Annotated in this window: 11 protein-coding genes; 9 read left to right on the forward strand and 2 right to left on the reverse strand. The window is 63.0% G+C overall.

Annotated elements, in window-relative coordinates; translation table 11 throughout:
- Positions 1-71: 71 nt before the first annotated feature.
- The 5 genes from ACZ5M5_RS00815 (at position 72) to pgaD (ending at position 8,174) form a co-directional block, all read left to right on the forward strand.
- A complete protein-coding gene (locus ACZ5M5_RS00815) occupies positions 72-1,577 on the forward strand; it encodes a YdgA family protein (protein ID WP_103310341.1) in 1,506 nt (501 codons plus the stop codon).
- Between the two features lie 246 nt (positions 1,578-1,823).
- Positions 1,824-4,304: a poly-beta-1,6 N-acetyl-D-glucosamine export porin PgaA gene (gene pgaA, locus ACZ5M5_RS00820; protein ID WP_464738442.1), complete on the forward strand. Its 2,481-nt coding sequence runs from the start codon at positions 1,824-1,826 to the stop codon at positions 4,302-4,304.
- A gap of 12 nt (positions 4,305-4,316) precedes the next feature.
- Entirely contained in the window at positions 4,317-6,314 is a 1,998-nt protein-coding gene (pgaB, locus tag ACZ5M5_RS00825; protein WP_103310344.1) for a poly-beta-1,6-N-acetyl-D-glucosamine N-deacetylase PgaB, read from the forward strand.
- Position 6,315: 1 nt separating this feature from the next.
- Positions 6,316-7,671: a poly-beta-1,6-N-acetyl-D-glucosamine synthase gene (pgaC, locus tag ACZ5M5_RS00830; RefSeq protein WP_060739781.1), complete on the forward strand. Its 1,356-nt coding sequence runs from the start codon at positions 6,316-6,318 to the stop codon at positions 7,669-7,671.
- Complete coding sequence (gene pgaD, locus ACZ5M5_RS00835; RefSeq protein WP_464738443.1) at positions 7,668-8,174, forward strand: poly-beta-1,6-N-acetyl-D-glucosamine biosynthesis protein PgaD; 507 nt, start codon at positions 7,668-7,670, stop codon at positions 8,172-8,174. Before pgaC ends, pgaD begins: the two co-directional genes overlap by 4 nt.
- A gap of 335 nt (positions 8,175-8,509) precedes the next feature.
- Here pgaD and ACZ5M5_RS00840 read toward each other — a convergent pair whose 3' ends face one another.
- Positions 8,510-10,042 carry an FAD-dependent oxidoreductase gene (locus ACZ5M5_RS00840; RefSeq protein ID WP_464738444.1) on the reverse strand — a complete coding sequence of 511 codons (1,533 nt, stop codon included), beginning with the start codon at positions 10,040-10,042 and terminating at the stop codon, positions 8,510-8,512.
- Between the two features lie 138 nt (positions 10,043-10,180).
- Between ACZ5M5_RS00840 and ACZ5M5_RS00845 the strand changes: the two genes are divergently transcribed.
- The 3 genes from ACZ5M5_RS00845 (at position 10,181) to ACZ5M5_RS00855 (ending at position 12,420) form a co-directional block, all read left to right on the forward strand.
- Positions 10,181-10,741: a YbhB/YbcL family Raf kinase inhibitor-like protein gene (locus tag ACZ5M5_RS00845; RefSeq protein WP_060739778.1), complete on the forward strand. Its 561-nt coding sequence runs from the start codon at positions 10,181-10,183 to the stop codon at positions 10,739-10,741.
- Between the two features lie 153 nt (positions 10,742-10,894).
- Positions 10,895-11,068 carry a hypothetical protein gene (locus ACZ5M5_RS00850; RefSeq protein WP_163006770.1) on the forward strand — a complete coding sequence of 58 codons (174 nt, stop codon included), beginning with the start codon at positions 10,895-10,897 and terminating at the stop codon, positions 11,066-11,068.
- Between the two features lie 38 nt (positions 11,069-11,106).
- A complete protein-coding gene (locus ACZ5M5_RS00855) occupies positions 11,107-12,420 on the forward strand; it encodes an MFS transporter (RefSeq protein WP_464738445.1) in 1,314 nt (437 codons plus the stop codon).
- 9 nt (positions 12,421-12,429) lie between these two features.
- On the opposite strand, the gene ACZ5M5_RS00860 is transcribed toward ACZ5M5_RS00855, so the two are convergent.
- Complete coding sequence (locus ACZ5M5_RS00860; RefSeq protein WP_464738446.1) at positions 12,430-13,308, reverse strand: LysR family transcriptional regulator; 879 nt, start codon at positions 13,306-13,308, stop codon at positions 12,430-12,432.
- Positions 13,309-13,415: 107 nt separating this feature from the next.
- Here ACZ5M5_RS00860 and ACZ5M5_RS00865 point away from each other — a divergent pair, with 107 nt between their 5' ends.
- The gene (locus ACZ5M5_RS00865; protein ID WP_464738447.1) at positions 13,416-14,444 is read left to right on the forward strand and encodes a zinc-dependent alcohol dehydrogenase family protein; all 1,029 of its coding nucleotides are present in this window, start codon (positions 13,416-13,418) and stop codon (positions 14,442-14,444) included.
- The last annotated feature ends 49 nt before the right edge of the window (positions 14,445-14,493 follow it).

The following is a 14,493-nucleotide window of genomic DNA, read 5'->3' on the forward strand; positions in this document are numbered from 1 at the left end:
TCGAGCCACCCCCTTGACGGGTCAGGGAAGACGACGGCTTTCTTCAACCATGGATATCGATCGGGTCACTCATGAATAAATCAGCAAGCGTACTTCTGGGAATCGTTGTGGCTGTCGGTGCTATCAGCGCGGGTGGCGCCTGGTACACCGGGACCAAACTCGAGGGCGTGTTGAAAAATGCTATTGCCGATAGCAATAAGCAGATGCAGACAGCCTTGTCCGGGTCCAACAGCACAGCCGCCCTGGAGCTGGTTTCCATGGACCGTGGCACATTCAGCAGCACCGCCCACTACCGTCTCAAAGGCGAAGGCGAGATATTCGGCGGCGAATCGGTCGAGTTGCTCTTCGTCGATCGGATCGAGCACGGCCCACTGCCATTCTCGCGCTTGATTACGCTCAAGTGGCTGCCGGTCATGGCCACCAGTCACACCGCTCTTGAGCGCAATCCGCTGACTGACAAGTGGTTCGCTGCGACCAAGGACCAGTCGCCGCTCAAAGGTGTGGTCAATCTGGGTTACGACGAATCCATCAACGGCACCTATGAGCTGCTGCCGTTGGACACCAAGTTGGATGAGCAGTCCCAGCTCACCTTCTCCGGTCTCAAGATCGACCTGGCCGCCAGCGCCCAAGGCCAGAAGGTCAAGGCCGATGGCTACATGGACAGCTTCAAGTTGACCACCGTTGCCGAAGACCAGACGCCGGTGCAGGTCGAGCTGAATGGCCTGACATTGGCCAGTAACCTGAGCAAAAGCTCATACGGTTACTACATGGGTGACAACACCCTGCTGATGAGCAGCACCAAGGCCACGTTTGGTGAGCCGAAGTCGGTGCTGGGCCTGAAGAACTTCGAAATGAAGAACAGCAGCAGCGAGAACGGCACCAGTGCTTCGGGGCGTGCCGACTACAAGATCGGTGAGTTGTCGTTCAACGACAAGACCATTGGTTCGGCACAAATGGCGGTCAGCCTGAAGAACCTGGACATCCCGGCCACCATGTCGCTGATGCAGATCTACCAGACCAAGCTGCAGCCCTATGAAAAAGCGGCCGCCGAAGCCGCTGCAGCGGGTGAGCCGACGCCAGAGTTGAGCCTGACCGAAGCTGAGGAAGCACAGGTCAAAGCCGATCTGGAAAAACTCTTGGCCGGTGCTCCGCAGGTGGCCTTGGAAAATCTGTCGTTCAGTACCGCCAACGGTGAAAGCCGTGCCAGCCTGATCGTTGATCTGACCAAGCCGCAGTCCATGGACCTGCCGCCGGAGGAATTGGGACGTCAGTTGCTCGCCCTGCTGGATTTCAATCTCAAGGTTTCCAAGCCGATGCTGGTCGACCTGATGACCGTGCAGGCACAAATGGAAGGCCAGACGGATGCCAAGCTGATCGCCGATCAAGCCACCGCTACCAGCGATATGTTCAGCGCCATGGCCGTCGGCACTCAATTGGCGACCCTTGAAGGCAACGACGTTGTCACCAAGTTGCACTACGCCAACAACCAGGTCGATTTCAATGGCCAGAAAATGACCGTTGAACAATTCTCGGCATTTGTGATGAGCAAACTGGGCGGCGGCGTCGCCATCCAGTAAGCCCGTTCAAGTCACACCCAAGACCCGGCCCGTGCATGACGCACGGCCGGGTTTTTTTATGCCCACCGATCAGCCCTGGGCCGAAATCTGTATCGATTCTGAAGAATTGTGGCGTTCCTGAAGATGACCCACCTGAGAGTGCAAGACTAGGCCCATTAGAGCTTGGCTGGATTCCTTTGATCCGGCTTCCTGTTTGATGGGCAAGGGGGCACTGCGACCCGGCTGGCCATGTAAGGATGCTGACGAATGCCGCGTACTGTGGGTCCTTTTGTTCAACGTGGTTTGCGCCCGTTGTTTTGCGTCGCGCTGTGCAGCCAACTGTGCTGGCCGATGCTGGCGTTTGCCGATACCGTCTATGACCAAATGGTGCTCGACGCCCGTGCCGGCCATTACACGCCTGCGCTGACTGCGTTGCGCCAGGTACCGGCAGGCCAGGCCAGCGCCGCGCAGATCAGTGACCACCTGCAGATCGCCAGCTGGGCCGGCCTCGATAGCGAGGTGGTGTCGGTTTATGAGACCCAGGGCCGCAATCGAGCGCTGCCCGTCCAGGCGCTGACCGCAACGGCTCGTGCCTACCGCAACCTCAAGCGTTGGGATTCGGCGGCGGATCTGTATCGCCAGGCCTTGGTGATCGATCCCCAGAACCCCGACTTGCAACTCGGCCTGGCCTTGACCCAGGCCGATGCAGGCCAGCCCGACGAAGCCGTCACCCGCGCCAAGGCCCTGGTCGCTGCCAAGCCGACAGATCCGGTGCGTCGACTGGCGCTGGGTTATGCCTTGACCCGCGCCAACAGCCCCCACGAAGCGCTGTTCGAATACGACCAGGCCTTCACGCGCGCCGGCAACAGCCCAGAGGTTGCGCGTGAATACATCTACGCCCTGCAACGCGCACGGCTGCCAGAGCCGGCGCTGCGCCTGGCGCGTCTGCAGCCGGGGCTGATCGACCGTGGCGTGCAACGACGCCTGGAGGGTGACGTCGCCGCTGAGCGGGTGCGCCTGGCGGACATGGCCAGTCGCAGCGAACAGGAGCGCTTCGTCATTGCCGACCGCGCCCTGGCCGACTACGACAAGTTGCTCGCCACCTGGACCCCGGTGACCGAGGCCCATGACGACGTACTCCGTTGGCGCATCGATCGCATGGGCGCGCTCAATGCCCGCGCCCGTCGAGCAGAAGTGATTGCCGAATACCAGAAGCTGATCGCCGAGGGCGTGAGCATTCCCACTTATGCCCTGCGCTGGGTGGCCTCTTCCTATCTGGAACAGCGTGAGCCGGAGATCGCCGTCGAGCTGTACCGCCGGGTCCTGACTGCGCCGGATGCCGATCCCGCGGAGCGTTTTGAAGACAGCACCGCGCTCTACTATGCGTTGCTGGAGAGTGAAAAGTCCGAAGAGGCCCGTGCACTGGCCGAAGACATGGCGAAAGCCCAGCGTCCGCGCATCGAACTCAAGGGCCTGCCGATCGGCAACCCCAACGATGAATGGATGGACGCCCAGCAACTCGCCGCCCAGGCCGGTACTTATGGCGCCGACTTGCCCTCTGCCGAAACGCGCCTGGAAACCTTGGTCAGCCAGGGCCCCGGCAATACTGGCATGCGCCTGGCCCAGGCCGATCTGTACCAGGCCCGCGACTGGCCGCGCCGTTCGGAAAACCTGCTCAAAGAAGTCGAGGCGACGATTCCGCGCAACCGTGACCTGGAAATCGCCCAGGCCCGCGCCGCCATGGATTTGCAGGAGTGGCGGCAGCTGGATGCACTGACCGACGACGTGGTCGCCCGCTATCCGGAAAACGCCCATGTCAAACGTCTGCAGCGCCAGCGCGAGGTACACGACATGGCCGAGCTGCGCACCGAGGCCTACACCGGCAAGAGCTATGGCGGGGGTAACGGTGACGCCGGTGCAGTCACTGGTAGCCGGGACTTTGGTATCGAAACGCTGCTCTACAGCCCGCCTATCGATGAAGACTGGCGGTTGTTCGGCGGTGCCGGCTACGCCACCGGTGATTTCGAGGAAGGCACCGGCCACCACCGTTGGCAGCGCCTGGGCGTGGAGCGTCGCACCCGGGACATGACCCTGGAGGCCGAGGTCTCCAATCACTCGTACGGCTCCGGTGACAAACAGGGCGCGCGCGTGGCCGTGGCCCGAGACATCGACGACCACTGGCAATACGGCGGCAGCCTGGATTACCTCTCGGCCAATACCCCGCTGCGGGCGCTCAACAGCGGCATCCGCGCCAACGGCGGGAGTGGTTTCGTCCGCTGGCGGGCCAATGAAAGCCGCGAGTGGCGACTGGCGCTGAGCCCGTCCCATTTCAGTGACGGCAACAACCGCCTCGAAACCCAGCTGACCGGCCGCGAGGGCATCTACAGCACCCCGCGCCTGCAAGTGGAGCTGGGTCTGGAAGTCGGCGCCAGCCGCAACAGCGGTTCCAACGAAGTGCCCTATTTCAACCCGAAAGCGGATTTCAGCGTCATGCCGACCGTGAGCGCCAACCACGTGTTGTATCGCCGCTACGAAACCACGTGGAGCCAGCAATTCCAGGTCGGTGCCGGTACCTACAGCCAGCGTGACTACAGCACCGGGGCCATGGGATTGCTCGGCTACGGCCAGCGTTTCATCTGGAACGACGTGCTGGAGGCAGGTGCGGCGCTGAGTTGGCTCAACCGCCCCTACGACGGCGATCGCGAAAGCGATTTGCGCCTGCTTGTCGACCTCACCTATCGCTTCTAGAAGAGTTTGAAGATGCCTGTCATTTCGCGATTCATCCTCCTGCTGGGAGTCTTGCTGATCAGCGCTTGTGCCCAGCAAGCCCCGGCGTTCACGCCGCCTTCGCAGCGTCCGCTGGCGGCCAACGACGCCCCGTGGCCGAAGAACCATGTGCTCGGCATCGCCTACCATGATGTCGACGACCGGGACCCGGACCAGGCGCTGGTGGCCGTGCGTACCGAGCGGCTGATCGAGCAACTGGCGTGGCTGCGGGAAAACAACTACCAGCCGGTCACGGTGGACCAGATCATCACGGCCCGCAATGGCGGCCCGGAACTGCCGCCCCGTGCGGTGCTGCTGAGTTTCGACGACGGCTACTCGAGCTTCTATACCCGCGTCATGCCCATCCTGCGTGCCTATAACTGGCCGGCCATCCTGGCTCCGGTCGGCAGTTGGGTCGATACGCCGCTGAACCAGACGGTGGATTTTGCCGGGGTGCCGCGCAAGCGTTCCGAGTTCCTGACCTGGGAGCAGATTCGCGAGGTGTCGAAATCGGGCCTGGTGGAAATCGCCGCCCACACCGATGCCAATCACAAAGGCATCCTCGCCAACCCGCAAGGCAACCAGCAACCTGCGGCGACGACCCGGCGCTACGATCCGGCCACCGGTCGCTATGAGACCGAGGCCGATTTCCAGGCTCGCCTGCGCAAGGACGTGGCGGCCATTTCCGAGAAAATCCGCAAGGTCGCCGGTTATAGCCCGCGCGTTTGGGTCTGGCCTTACGGTGAAGCCGACGGTACTGCGTTGCAGGTGATTGGCAGCGAAGGCTATCAAATGGCCCTGACCTTGGAGGACGGCCTCGACAGCCTGGATAACCTGATGAGTGGCCCACGCTTCCTGGTAGCGTCCGATCCGGATGGCGCCCATTTCGCCGAAAGCATCGTCTCGGTGCAGACAATGGACCCGATGCGCGTGGTGCATGTCGATCTGGATTACGTCTACGACCCGGACCCGGTGCAGCAGGAAGCCAACGTCGGCAAGTTGGTCCAGCGCATTTCCGACCTGGGCGCCAATACGGTGTTCCTGCAAGCCTTTGCCGATCCCAAAGGCGATGGTCTGGTGCACTCGTTGTACTTCCCCAACCGTCACCTGCCAGTACGGGCCGACCTGTTCGACCGTGTCGCCTGGCAACTGCGCACTCGGGCCAACGCCAAGGTCTATGCCTGGATGCCAGTGCTCAGTTTTGCCTTGGACGCGAAGTTGCCACGGGTACAGCGCTGGGATCCGGAAACCGGCAAGACCGGCGTCGCCCCGGACCAATACGTGCGCCTGTCGCCGTTCGACCCGAACGTGCGCAAGGTCATCGGCGAGCTCTACGAGGACCTGGCGCGGATGAGTTCGTTGGATGGCGTTCTGTACCATGACGACGCGGTGTTCTCCGACTTCGAGGATGCCAGCCCCGCGGCCCTGAAAGTCTATGCCGCCCACGGTTTGCCGACGTCCATCGCCGCCTTGCGGGACGATCCTGCGGCGATGCAACGCTGGACCCGTTTCAAGAGCCGCTACCTGATCGACTTCACCCATGAGCTGACCGCCAAGGTCCGGGCGATTCGTGGTCCGCAGGTGCTGACGGCGCGCAATATCTTTGCCGAACCGATGCTCAACCCGCAAAGCGAAGCCTGGTTCGCCCAGAACCTCGACGATTTCCTCGGCGCCTATGACTGGACGGCACCGATGGCCATGCCGCTGATGGAAAAGCAGACCCGCGCACAGTCCGGCCCATGGTTGGAACGTCTGGTCCAGACCGTCAAAAGCCGGCCCGGTGCACTCAAGCGCACGGTGTTCGAATTGCAGGCGCGAGATTGGGACAGCCAACCGGTGACCGACATCGACGGCGAACTCCTGGCCGACTGGATGGGGCGCCTCAAGCGCCAGGGCGTGACCAGCTTCGGCTACTACCCGGACAACTTCATCGAAGACCAGCCCGCCGTGAAAACCGTGCGGCCGGCGCTCTCCAACAAGTGGAATCCTTGACATGCTCGACAGACTGCTCGCCCTGCTGGTGCTGGCGATCGTCCTTGGGGTGCCCCTGGGCCTGATCTTCCTGGTCACCGGGCAATTCCTGATGGACTTCGTGTTCTTTTACCCGCTGTTCATGTCCGGGCTGTGGATTGCCGGTGGCCTGTATTTCTGGCTGCACTGGGAACGCCACTGGCCGTGGAAGGACGACACCTTGCCACCGCCCCTGGCGGGCGAGCCGCTGATCAGCATCCTGATTCCGTGCTTCAACGAAGGCGACAACGTTGCCGACACCATTCACGCGGCGCTGGGCCAGCATTATCCGAACATCGAAGTCATCGCCATCAACGACGGCTCCAAGGACAACACCGCCCAGATGCTCGACCAACTGGCAGCCGAGGACCCGCGCTTGCGCGTCTTGCACCTGGCGGAAAACCAGGGCAAGGCTGTGGCCCTGCGTATGGGGGCCATCGCGGCGCGCAGCGAATACCTGGTGTGCATCGACGGTGACGCGCTGCTGGCGCCGAACACCTGTGCTTACCTGGTGGCGCCGATGCTGGACAACGCCCGCCTCGGCGCGGTGACCGGCAACCCGCGCATCCGTACCCGCTCGACCTTGATAGGCCGGGTCCAGGTCGGCGAGTTTTCCTCGATCATCGGCCTGATCAAGCGGACCCAGCGGGTCTTCGGGCGGATCTTCACCGTGTCCGGCGTGATCGTTGCGTTCCGTCGCACCGCCCTGCACCGGGTCGGCTACTGGAGCCCGGACATGATCACCGAAGACATCGACATCAGTTGGAAGCTGCAACTGGATCACTGGAGCATCTTCTACGAGCCGCGCGCGCTGTGCTGGATCCTCATGCCCGAAACCTTGCGCGGCCTGTGGCGGCAACGCCTGCGCTGGGCCCAGGGGGGCGCCGAGGTGCTGTTCAAGAACATCCGTGGCATCTGGCAATACCGCCATCGCTACCTGTGGCCGCTGCTGTTCGAATACTGCCTGTCCACCGGCTGGGCGTTTACCTTCCTGCTGTCGGTGATCTTCTGGGGCGCCGGCAAATTCGTCGAAATGCCAGCGGCCATCGCCGTGGATCACCTGATGCCGCCAGCCTTCACCGGCCTGTTGCTGGCCGTGGTGTGCCTGCTGCAGTTCGCGGTGAGCATCCTGATCGATCGGCGCTACGAAAAAGGTCTGTGGCACATCATGTTCTGGGTGGTCTGGTACCCGTTGGTGTTCTGGCTGATCAGCCTCTTCACCACCCTGGTGAGCTTTCCCAAAGTGCTGTTCGGGCAGCATCAGAAGCGTGCGCGCTGGATCAGTCCGGATCGCGGTATCAAACCGTTCGATGATCAGGAAGAGGAAGTGATCCGATGAAAATTGTCAGGACCCGGCAACGACCTTTTCTGGTGGTCATCGATGCGCTTTTCACCGTGCTGGCGTGGGTGGGGCTGTTGTATTTGCTGGTCAACGGACTGTGGCCGCTGCTCGACAGCCAAGCCGGCCCGCGCCTGGGAGGGTCGCTGTTCGACACACTGGGGACTTTGCAGGTCTATGGGTGGATCGCGTTGGTCAACGCGGTGCTGCTGATTACCTGGGCGCGTTATCAACAGCGCAAAAGCCGCAGCTTCGCCCAGCGCCGACTGCCGGCGCCAGTGGTGGATGACCTGGGCTTGAGCGCCAGTTTCAAGTTGACCGGCGAGCGCCTGGACACGCTGCGCCAGCCCGGCTCGAAGATCATCCACAACAACCAGGACGGTGACATCAGCCATGTCGTGCCGCATTTCCACTTGCTCAGCCCGGATTTGCAGCCACCGCCCCTGGCGCCATTGGAGCGACCACGGGTTATCCTCTTGCCGGCCGATCAGTCTGTACATTGATGCAAGCTGACCCACCGCCATCGCGAGCAAGCTCGCTCCCACAGAGGGATTGGGGTTGTGGCGGATATTTCGGTCAACACAAGACAAAACTGTGGGAGCGAGCTTGCTCGCGATGGCGTCGCGTAAGCCACATTGAAGTGACTGATCCACCGCTATCGCGAGCAAGCTCGCTCCCACAGGGGGATTGGGGTGTGGCGGATATTTCGGTCAACACAAGACAAAACTGTGGGAGCGAGCTTGCTCGCGATGGCGTCGCGTAAGCCACATTGACGTGACTGATCCACCGCTATCGCGAGCCAGCTCGCTCCCACATGGATTTGGGGTGTGGGGCAGATCTACGACGAGAAATCCCGAACCAGCCGCCATGCCTCGTCCACCGGCAACGGTTGCTTCATGCGCTGGGCCAGCGCTGCCATGGCCCGGCCTTCATCGCAGGCCACGGCGGCGGCGACGAGGCCGTCCTTGCCCAGCAGGGCGATAAAGGGCGGATGCTCGGGCGTGCCCTTGAATTCCACCTCGTCCCAATGTTCAGCGTGCCCGAGGTAGTCGTAGCGTTTGCCAAAGTGATAGGTCCAGAAAAACGGCACGTCCAGATAGCGCTCGTCGCCGCCGAGCATGTTCGCGGCGGCGATGCGCGCCTGTTGCTGGGCCAGGCGCCAATGCTCGATGCGCACAGGCGCGCCGTGCAGGGGAAATGTCGCGATATCACCCACGGCCCATAAGCCATCAGCCACACGCATGCCAGCGTCAACGGACAGCGACTGGTCCTGTTCCCGTGGCAACTGGGCAAACGGCTCGGTGGCCGGGTGCACGCCGATGCCGACGATCACCAGGTCCGCAGCCAAACGCTGGCCGTTATCCAGCACCACGGCTTCGACCTTGTGTGTTCCCTCGATCCGTGCCGCTTCGCCGTCGCTCTGGTACACCACGCCGTTGGCCCGGTGCCGGGCCAGGATGGCCTGGCCGACGCTCTCGCTCAATTGCGCGGCGAATGGCACCGGGTGTCGGGCCAAGACGGTGACGCTCAGCTCGCGCTTGCGCAGGGACGAGGCCACCTCCATGGCGATGAAACTGTCGCCAATGATCACCGCCCGCTGCCCTGGTCGCACAGTGTCGAGAATCTGCCGGGCATGGGCGATCGAACGCAGCACGAAGACTTGCGGCAAATCGATGCCGGGCAGCGCTGGCGTCTTCGGCTCCCCGCCGGTGGCAATGAGCGCGGCGTCATAGTCCAGGCGCCGGCCATCGGCGAGCTGGATTTGCCGGGCACCGGGGTCCAAATGGGTGACCTCGCCGTGGAGCCTTTCGATGCGTTGCTGGGTGAAATAAGTTTCATCGCGCAGCGGTGCCGTCTCGTTGACCGGCATGTCGCCGGCCAATACATATTTGCTCAGCACCGTACGGTCGTAGCCGGCTTCGGCTTCGCGGTCGATCAACAGGATCCGGCCGCCAAACCCCTTCTCCCGCAACGCCGCCGCGCAAGCCGTGCCCGCCGCTCCGGCGCCGATGATGACAAAGGTGCGCGCGTCATCGGCCGGCGGAATTTTATCGGCCGGCAGCGGTTGGTCATCGACCCAGACGTCAGCGCCGCGCACTTCGACGTGATAGCGCGCCAGGCTGTCGAGGGCTGGCGGCTCGCACAGGGCGCCGTCCTCAGCCCGGAACGCCGCCTTGTGCCACGGGCAAATCAGCCGTCCATGACACACCGCGCCCTTGGCCAGTGGGGCACCGGCATGGGGGCACTTACCCTGAAATGCGCGTACCTGATCGCCTGAACGCAGCAACAGGATGGACGTGTCGTGGATTTTGACTTCGAGGCCGCGGTCTTCGCGAACATCGGCGAAACGGGCGACTTGATGCAGAGACATGAGCGTTCTCCGGCAGGCGTTTCCCTTTGGAGTCGAGGGCCGGAACGAGGTTCAGCATAATTGTCACTGCACCCTTGGCGAAGCTGCGGCTATAGTTCGCAAGCCGTCCATGGCCAGACACGCACAAGGTGCCCCGGTATGACTCGATTGAACATTCTCACCCCTTGGCTGGCGGCCGTCGCCCTGGTGCTGTGCGCACAAGGGGCAGCTCAGGCCGAGGAGCGTTTTACCCTCAGTATCCCCGGCGTGTCGGACGACCGCCTCTTCACCGCGGCGGCGGCCAGTGACGCCAATACCTGTGGTGGCAAGAACATTTCCCCGGCCTTGAGTTGGAACGCCGGCCCACCGGGCACCCTCAGCTACGCCATCGTCATGTTGGACCCGGACGGCCAGAGGGGCCAGGGTGTCGACCACTGGATCCACTACGGCATCAAGGCCACCACCCGGCAGATTCCAGCGGGCGCCGGAACCAAGTCCTCGTTGGAAGGCATGAGCGGCATCAACAGCAAGAACACCCACGGCTACATCGGCCCTTGCCCGCCCATCGGCGACAGCGCTCACCATTACCTGATCCAGCTCTTCGCCCTGGACCTGCCGCCGGAAGCCTTCCCCGCCGGCCTCACCCGGGCCCAACTGATGGAAAAAATCAAAGGTCACGTCCTGCGCAACAGCAGCGTGGTGCGCCGCTACCACCGCTGACCCGAACAGCGCAAACCTCTGGGGTGAGGGGATTTATCCCCGCGGGGCTGCAAAGCAGCCCCGCCACAATGGCGCCGTCCAGACACAAAATTGGCGTCACGCGCCAAAAGCGAGCACTATCGAGCCCCTGTTCACTCATGCCGGAGGATGGCGATGACGCAGAAACCCGACGGCATCGCCCGCCTCCTGAACTGCCCCACCAAGGGCGACGAAATACGCCGGGCCATTGCCCAGAGCCGCAAGGATTTCCTGCCTGCCGACGAGGCCGAAGACGCCGAGCCAGGCCAGCCACCGGTTCAACCGGTGGACACTGATCGCGACGACTGAGCCGTCGCCCTCTTTCAACTTATCGTTCAAGTCCGCCTATGACTGCCACCCCTGTTTCACCCGGTGACCGATTCAGCCGATCCGATTACAAGACCCTGGGCCTGGCCGCCTTGGGCGGTGCGCTGGAGATCTACGATTTCATCATCTTCGTGTTCTTCGCCCTGACCCTCAGCCAGTTGTTCTTCCCGCCGGAAATGCCCGATTGGCTGCGCTTGCTGCAAAGCTTCGGGATTTTTGCCACCGGCTACCTGGCTCGCCCCTTGGGCGGCATTCTCATGGCGCACTTTGCCGATCGCCTGGGGCGCAAGCGAGTGTTCAGCCTGAGCATCCTGATGATGGCCTTGCCATGCCTGCTCATCGGGGTGATGCCCACCTACGCACAAATCGGCTATTTCGCCCCGTTGTTGCTGCTGGCGCTGCGTATCCTGCAGGGCGCGGCCGTGGGCGGCGAAGTGCCAAGCGCCTGGGTATTCGTGGCTGAACACGCGCCGCTGCATCATCGCGGCTATGCCCTGGGTTTCCTCCAGGCCGGCCTGACCTTCGGCTACCTGTTGGGCGCCCTGACCGCTACGGCGCTGGCGCGGATCTACACGCCGGCGGAGATACTCGATTACGCCTGGCGCCTGCCGTTCCTGCTGGGGGGCGTCTTCGGTGTGATCGGCGTCTGGCTGCGCCGCTGGCTGAGCGAAACGCCGATCTTCATGGCCCTGCAAGCCGATCGCGAAGGCGCTGCGGAATTGCCGTTGCGCACGGTCCTGCGCGACCACCGCCAGGCCTTGCTGCCCGCCGCCATCCTGACCTGCGTGCTGACCTCTGCCGTGGTGGTGTTCGTGGTCATCACCCCGACCGTGATGCAGAAAAGCTTCGGCATGACGCCCAGCCACACCTTCGCCCTGAGCAGCCTGGGCATCGTCTTCCTGAACATCGGCTGCGTCCTGGCCGGCCTCATCGTCGACCGCATCGGCGCCTGGCGCACCGTCATGCTCTACAGCCTGCTGCTGCCCCTGGGCATTGCCGTGCTCTACGCCAGCCTGATCAGCGGCAGCGCCTGGCTGGGCCTGGCCTACGCCGTGGCCGGCCTGGGTTGCGGTGTGGTCGGCGCGGTGCCGTCGGTGATGGTCAGCCTGTTCCCGCCGAAGATCCGCGTGTCCGGCATCTCGCTCACCTACAACATCGCCTATGCGCTATGGGCCAGCATGACACCGTTGATGCTGATCGCCCTGGTGCCGTGGAGCCCGTGGGTGTGCGTGGGGTATTGCGTGGTGATGGGCGCGGTGGGCGTGGCTGCGGCGGCGTATTTCCCGGGACGGCATGGCAAGGCTGCGCAGCCGTCATTGGCCTGTGAGTCCTGATCCGGCTGTTCAAAGACGCTCGCGCAAAAAATCCACAAAGGCTCGGGTTCGTGCCGAGCGGCGTCGGTCGAGACTGAACACGGCGCTGATGGGCAGCGCCAGCGGTTGGTAATCGGCAAGCAGGGGGCAGACGGTTCCCTGGCGGACATCGGCAGCGAACAACCACTGCGGTGAAAGCGAAACGCCCAGGCCCGACAGCACCATTTCCCGGATCGCCTCGCTGCTGTTGCAGGTGACGTTGCCCTTGATCGTTACGCTGTGCTGTCGGCCATCCTGCTCGAATCGCCAGACGTCGTAATGCTCCAGCAGCGTGAACGCCAAACAGTTATGGCGGGCCAGGTCGGCCGGTTCGAGGGGCGTGCCGTGCTGTTGCAGGTAAGCAGGGGAGCCGTATACCCGGCGCGGGCTATCACCGAGGGAAATCGCCACCAGCCCTTCGTTTTTCACCACGCCGATGCGAATGGCAAGGTCGATGTTTTCCTTCAATACATCTTCGTTCTGGTCGCTCAGCCTCAAGTCGATACGAAGCTGTGGGTGATGGGTCAGGAACTCGCCCACCAGGGGCGCGATACACAACCGGCCGAAACTGACGGGCGCCGCCACCCGCAGAAGGCCGGCGATCTGTTCCTGGCCACTGGCGAAACTGAGCCGCGCGGCGTCCACGCTGGCGAGTATGTCCTTACTCTCGGTGTAGAAGCGCTGTCCCTGATCGGTCAGCGCCAGATGGCGAGTGCTGCGGGCGAACAGCGCCCCGCCCAGATGTTGCTCCAATGCACGGATCTGTTTGCTCACCGCCGGTTGGCCCAGGTTCAGCTCCCTGGCGACCGCCGAGAACGAGCCGCGCTCCACTACGCGCACGAACACCTGCATTGCATCGAGCAGATCCATCAGGATTTGGCCTCTGTCTGGAATAAATCCTATCCATTGTTGCTCACTTATCGGAATGCGTCTTCGCTCGCATGATGAACCTGCCCACTTATTGGAGGTTTACCGTCATGAACAACACCATGTTCGCCGTCGTTGCCGAAACCGCTCAGGCGCCGCTGATTGTCCGTTCCATCGCCCGGCCCGTTCCCGGCAAAGGCCAAGTATTGATCAAGGTGCATGCCGCCGGAATCAACCCGCTGGATACCAAGATCGCGGCGGGAGGCGGTGCCCATGCACGCCAGCCGTTACCCGCCGTATTGGGGATCGACCTGGCAGGGACGGTGGTTGAGCGGGGCGAAGGCGTGGATGACTTCGCACCTGGCGACGAGGTGTTCGGCATGGCCGGCGGAATCGGCGGGGCGCAAGGCGCGCTGGCCGAGTACATCGCGGTCGATGCCCGCCTGATTGCGCCCAAGCCCCGCTCATTGAGCATGCGCGATGCGGCCGCCTTGCCACTGGCATTCATCACGGCCTGGGAAGGATTGGTAGACCGCGCCAACGTCCGGGCCGGGCAACAGGTGCTGATTCATGGCGGCGCGGGCGGCGTTGGCCAAATGGCCGTGCAAATCGCCAAGGCCCGTGGCGCCGAGGTCTACGCCACGGGTTCGGCCAGCAGCCTGGATTTCATCCGCGAACTGGGCGCCTCAGCCATCGACTATCGGACCCAGGACACCGACAGCTACGTGCGCCTGTACACCGATGGCGAAGGCTTCGACATCGTCTACGACACCGTTGGTGGCTCGACCCTGGATGCTTCATTCAACGCGGTAAAAACCTACACCGGCCATGTGCTCAGCTGCCTCGGTTGGGGCCAGCACAGCCTCGCGCCGTTGTCGTTCCGGGGAGCGAGCTATTCCGGAGTGTTTACGTTGATGCCGCTGCTGACCGGAAAGGGACGCGAGCACCATGGCCAGATTTTGCGCGAGGCAGCAGCATTGGTTGAGGCCGGAGTGTTGCGGATCAAGGTGGATCAAACCCGGTTTGGCCTGGGGGAGGTCAATGAGGCCTTTGCGCAGGTAGCCGAGGGGCGTGGGAAAGGAAAAACCGTGGTGGAAATCGGGGCTGGTGAGGCGAGTCGCAATACTGTCCAAGGTTGAAATGATCTGTGGCGAGGGGCTTGCTCCCGCTTGAGTGCGAAGCACCCAT

Source organism: Pseudomonas sp. Van50 (assembly GCF_055390755.1).

Bases quoted from the DNA above. Each gene is read 5' to 3' on its own strand.
- ACZ5M5_RS00815 (WP_103310341.1), top strand. From the start codon at position 72: ATGAATAAATCAGCAAGCGTACTTCTGGGAATCGTTGTGGCTGTCGGT.
- pgaA (WP_464738442.1), top strand. From the start codon at position 1,824: ATGCCGCGTACTGTGGGTCCTTTTGTTCAACGTGGTTTGCGCCCGTTG.
- pgaB (WP_103310344.1), top strand. From the start codon at position 4,317: ATGCCTGTCATTTCGCGATTCATCCTCCTGCTGGGAGTCTTGCTGATC.
- pgaC (WP_060739781.1), top strand. From the start codon at position 6,316: ATGCTCGACAGACTGCTCGCCCTGCTGGTGCTGGCGATCGTCCTTGGG.
- pgaD (WP_464738443.1), top strand. From the start codon at position 7,668: ATGAAAATTGTCAGGACCCGGCAACGACCTTTTCTGGTGGTCATCGAT.
- ACZ5M5_RS00840 (WP_464738444.1), bottom strand. From the start codon at position 10,042: ATGTCTCTGCATCAAGTCGCCCGTTTCGCCGATGTTCGCGAAGACCGC.
- ACZ5M5_RS00845 (WP_060739778.1), top strand. From the start codon at position 10,181: ATGACTCGATTGAACATTCTCACCCCTTGGCTGGCGGCCGTCGCCCTG.
- ACZ5M5_RS00850 (WP_163006770.1), top strand. From the start codon at position 10,895: ATGACGCAGAAACCCGACGGCATCGCCCGCCTCCTGAACTGCCCCACC.
- ACZ5M5_RS00855 (WP_464738445.1), top strand. From the start codon at position 11,107: ATGACTGCCACCCCTGTTTCACCCGGTGACCGATTCAGCCGATCCGAT.
- ACZ5M5_RS00860 (WP_464738446.1), bottom strand. From the start codon at position 13,308: ATGGATCTGCTCGATGCAATGCAGGTGTTCGTGCGCGTAGTGGAGCGC.
- ACZ5M5_RS00865 (WP_464738447.1), top strand. From the start codon at position 13,416: ATGAACAACACCATGTTCGCCGTCGTTGCCGAAACCGCTCAGGCGCCG.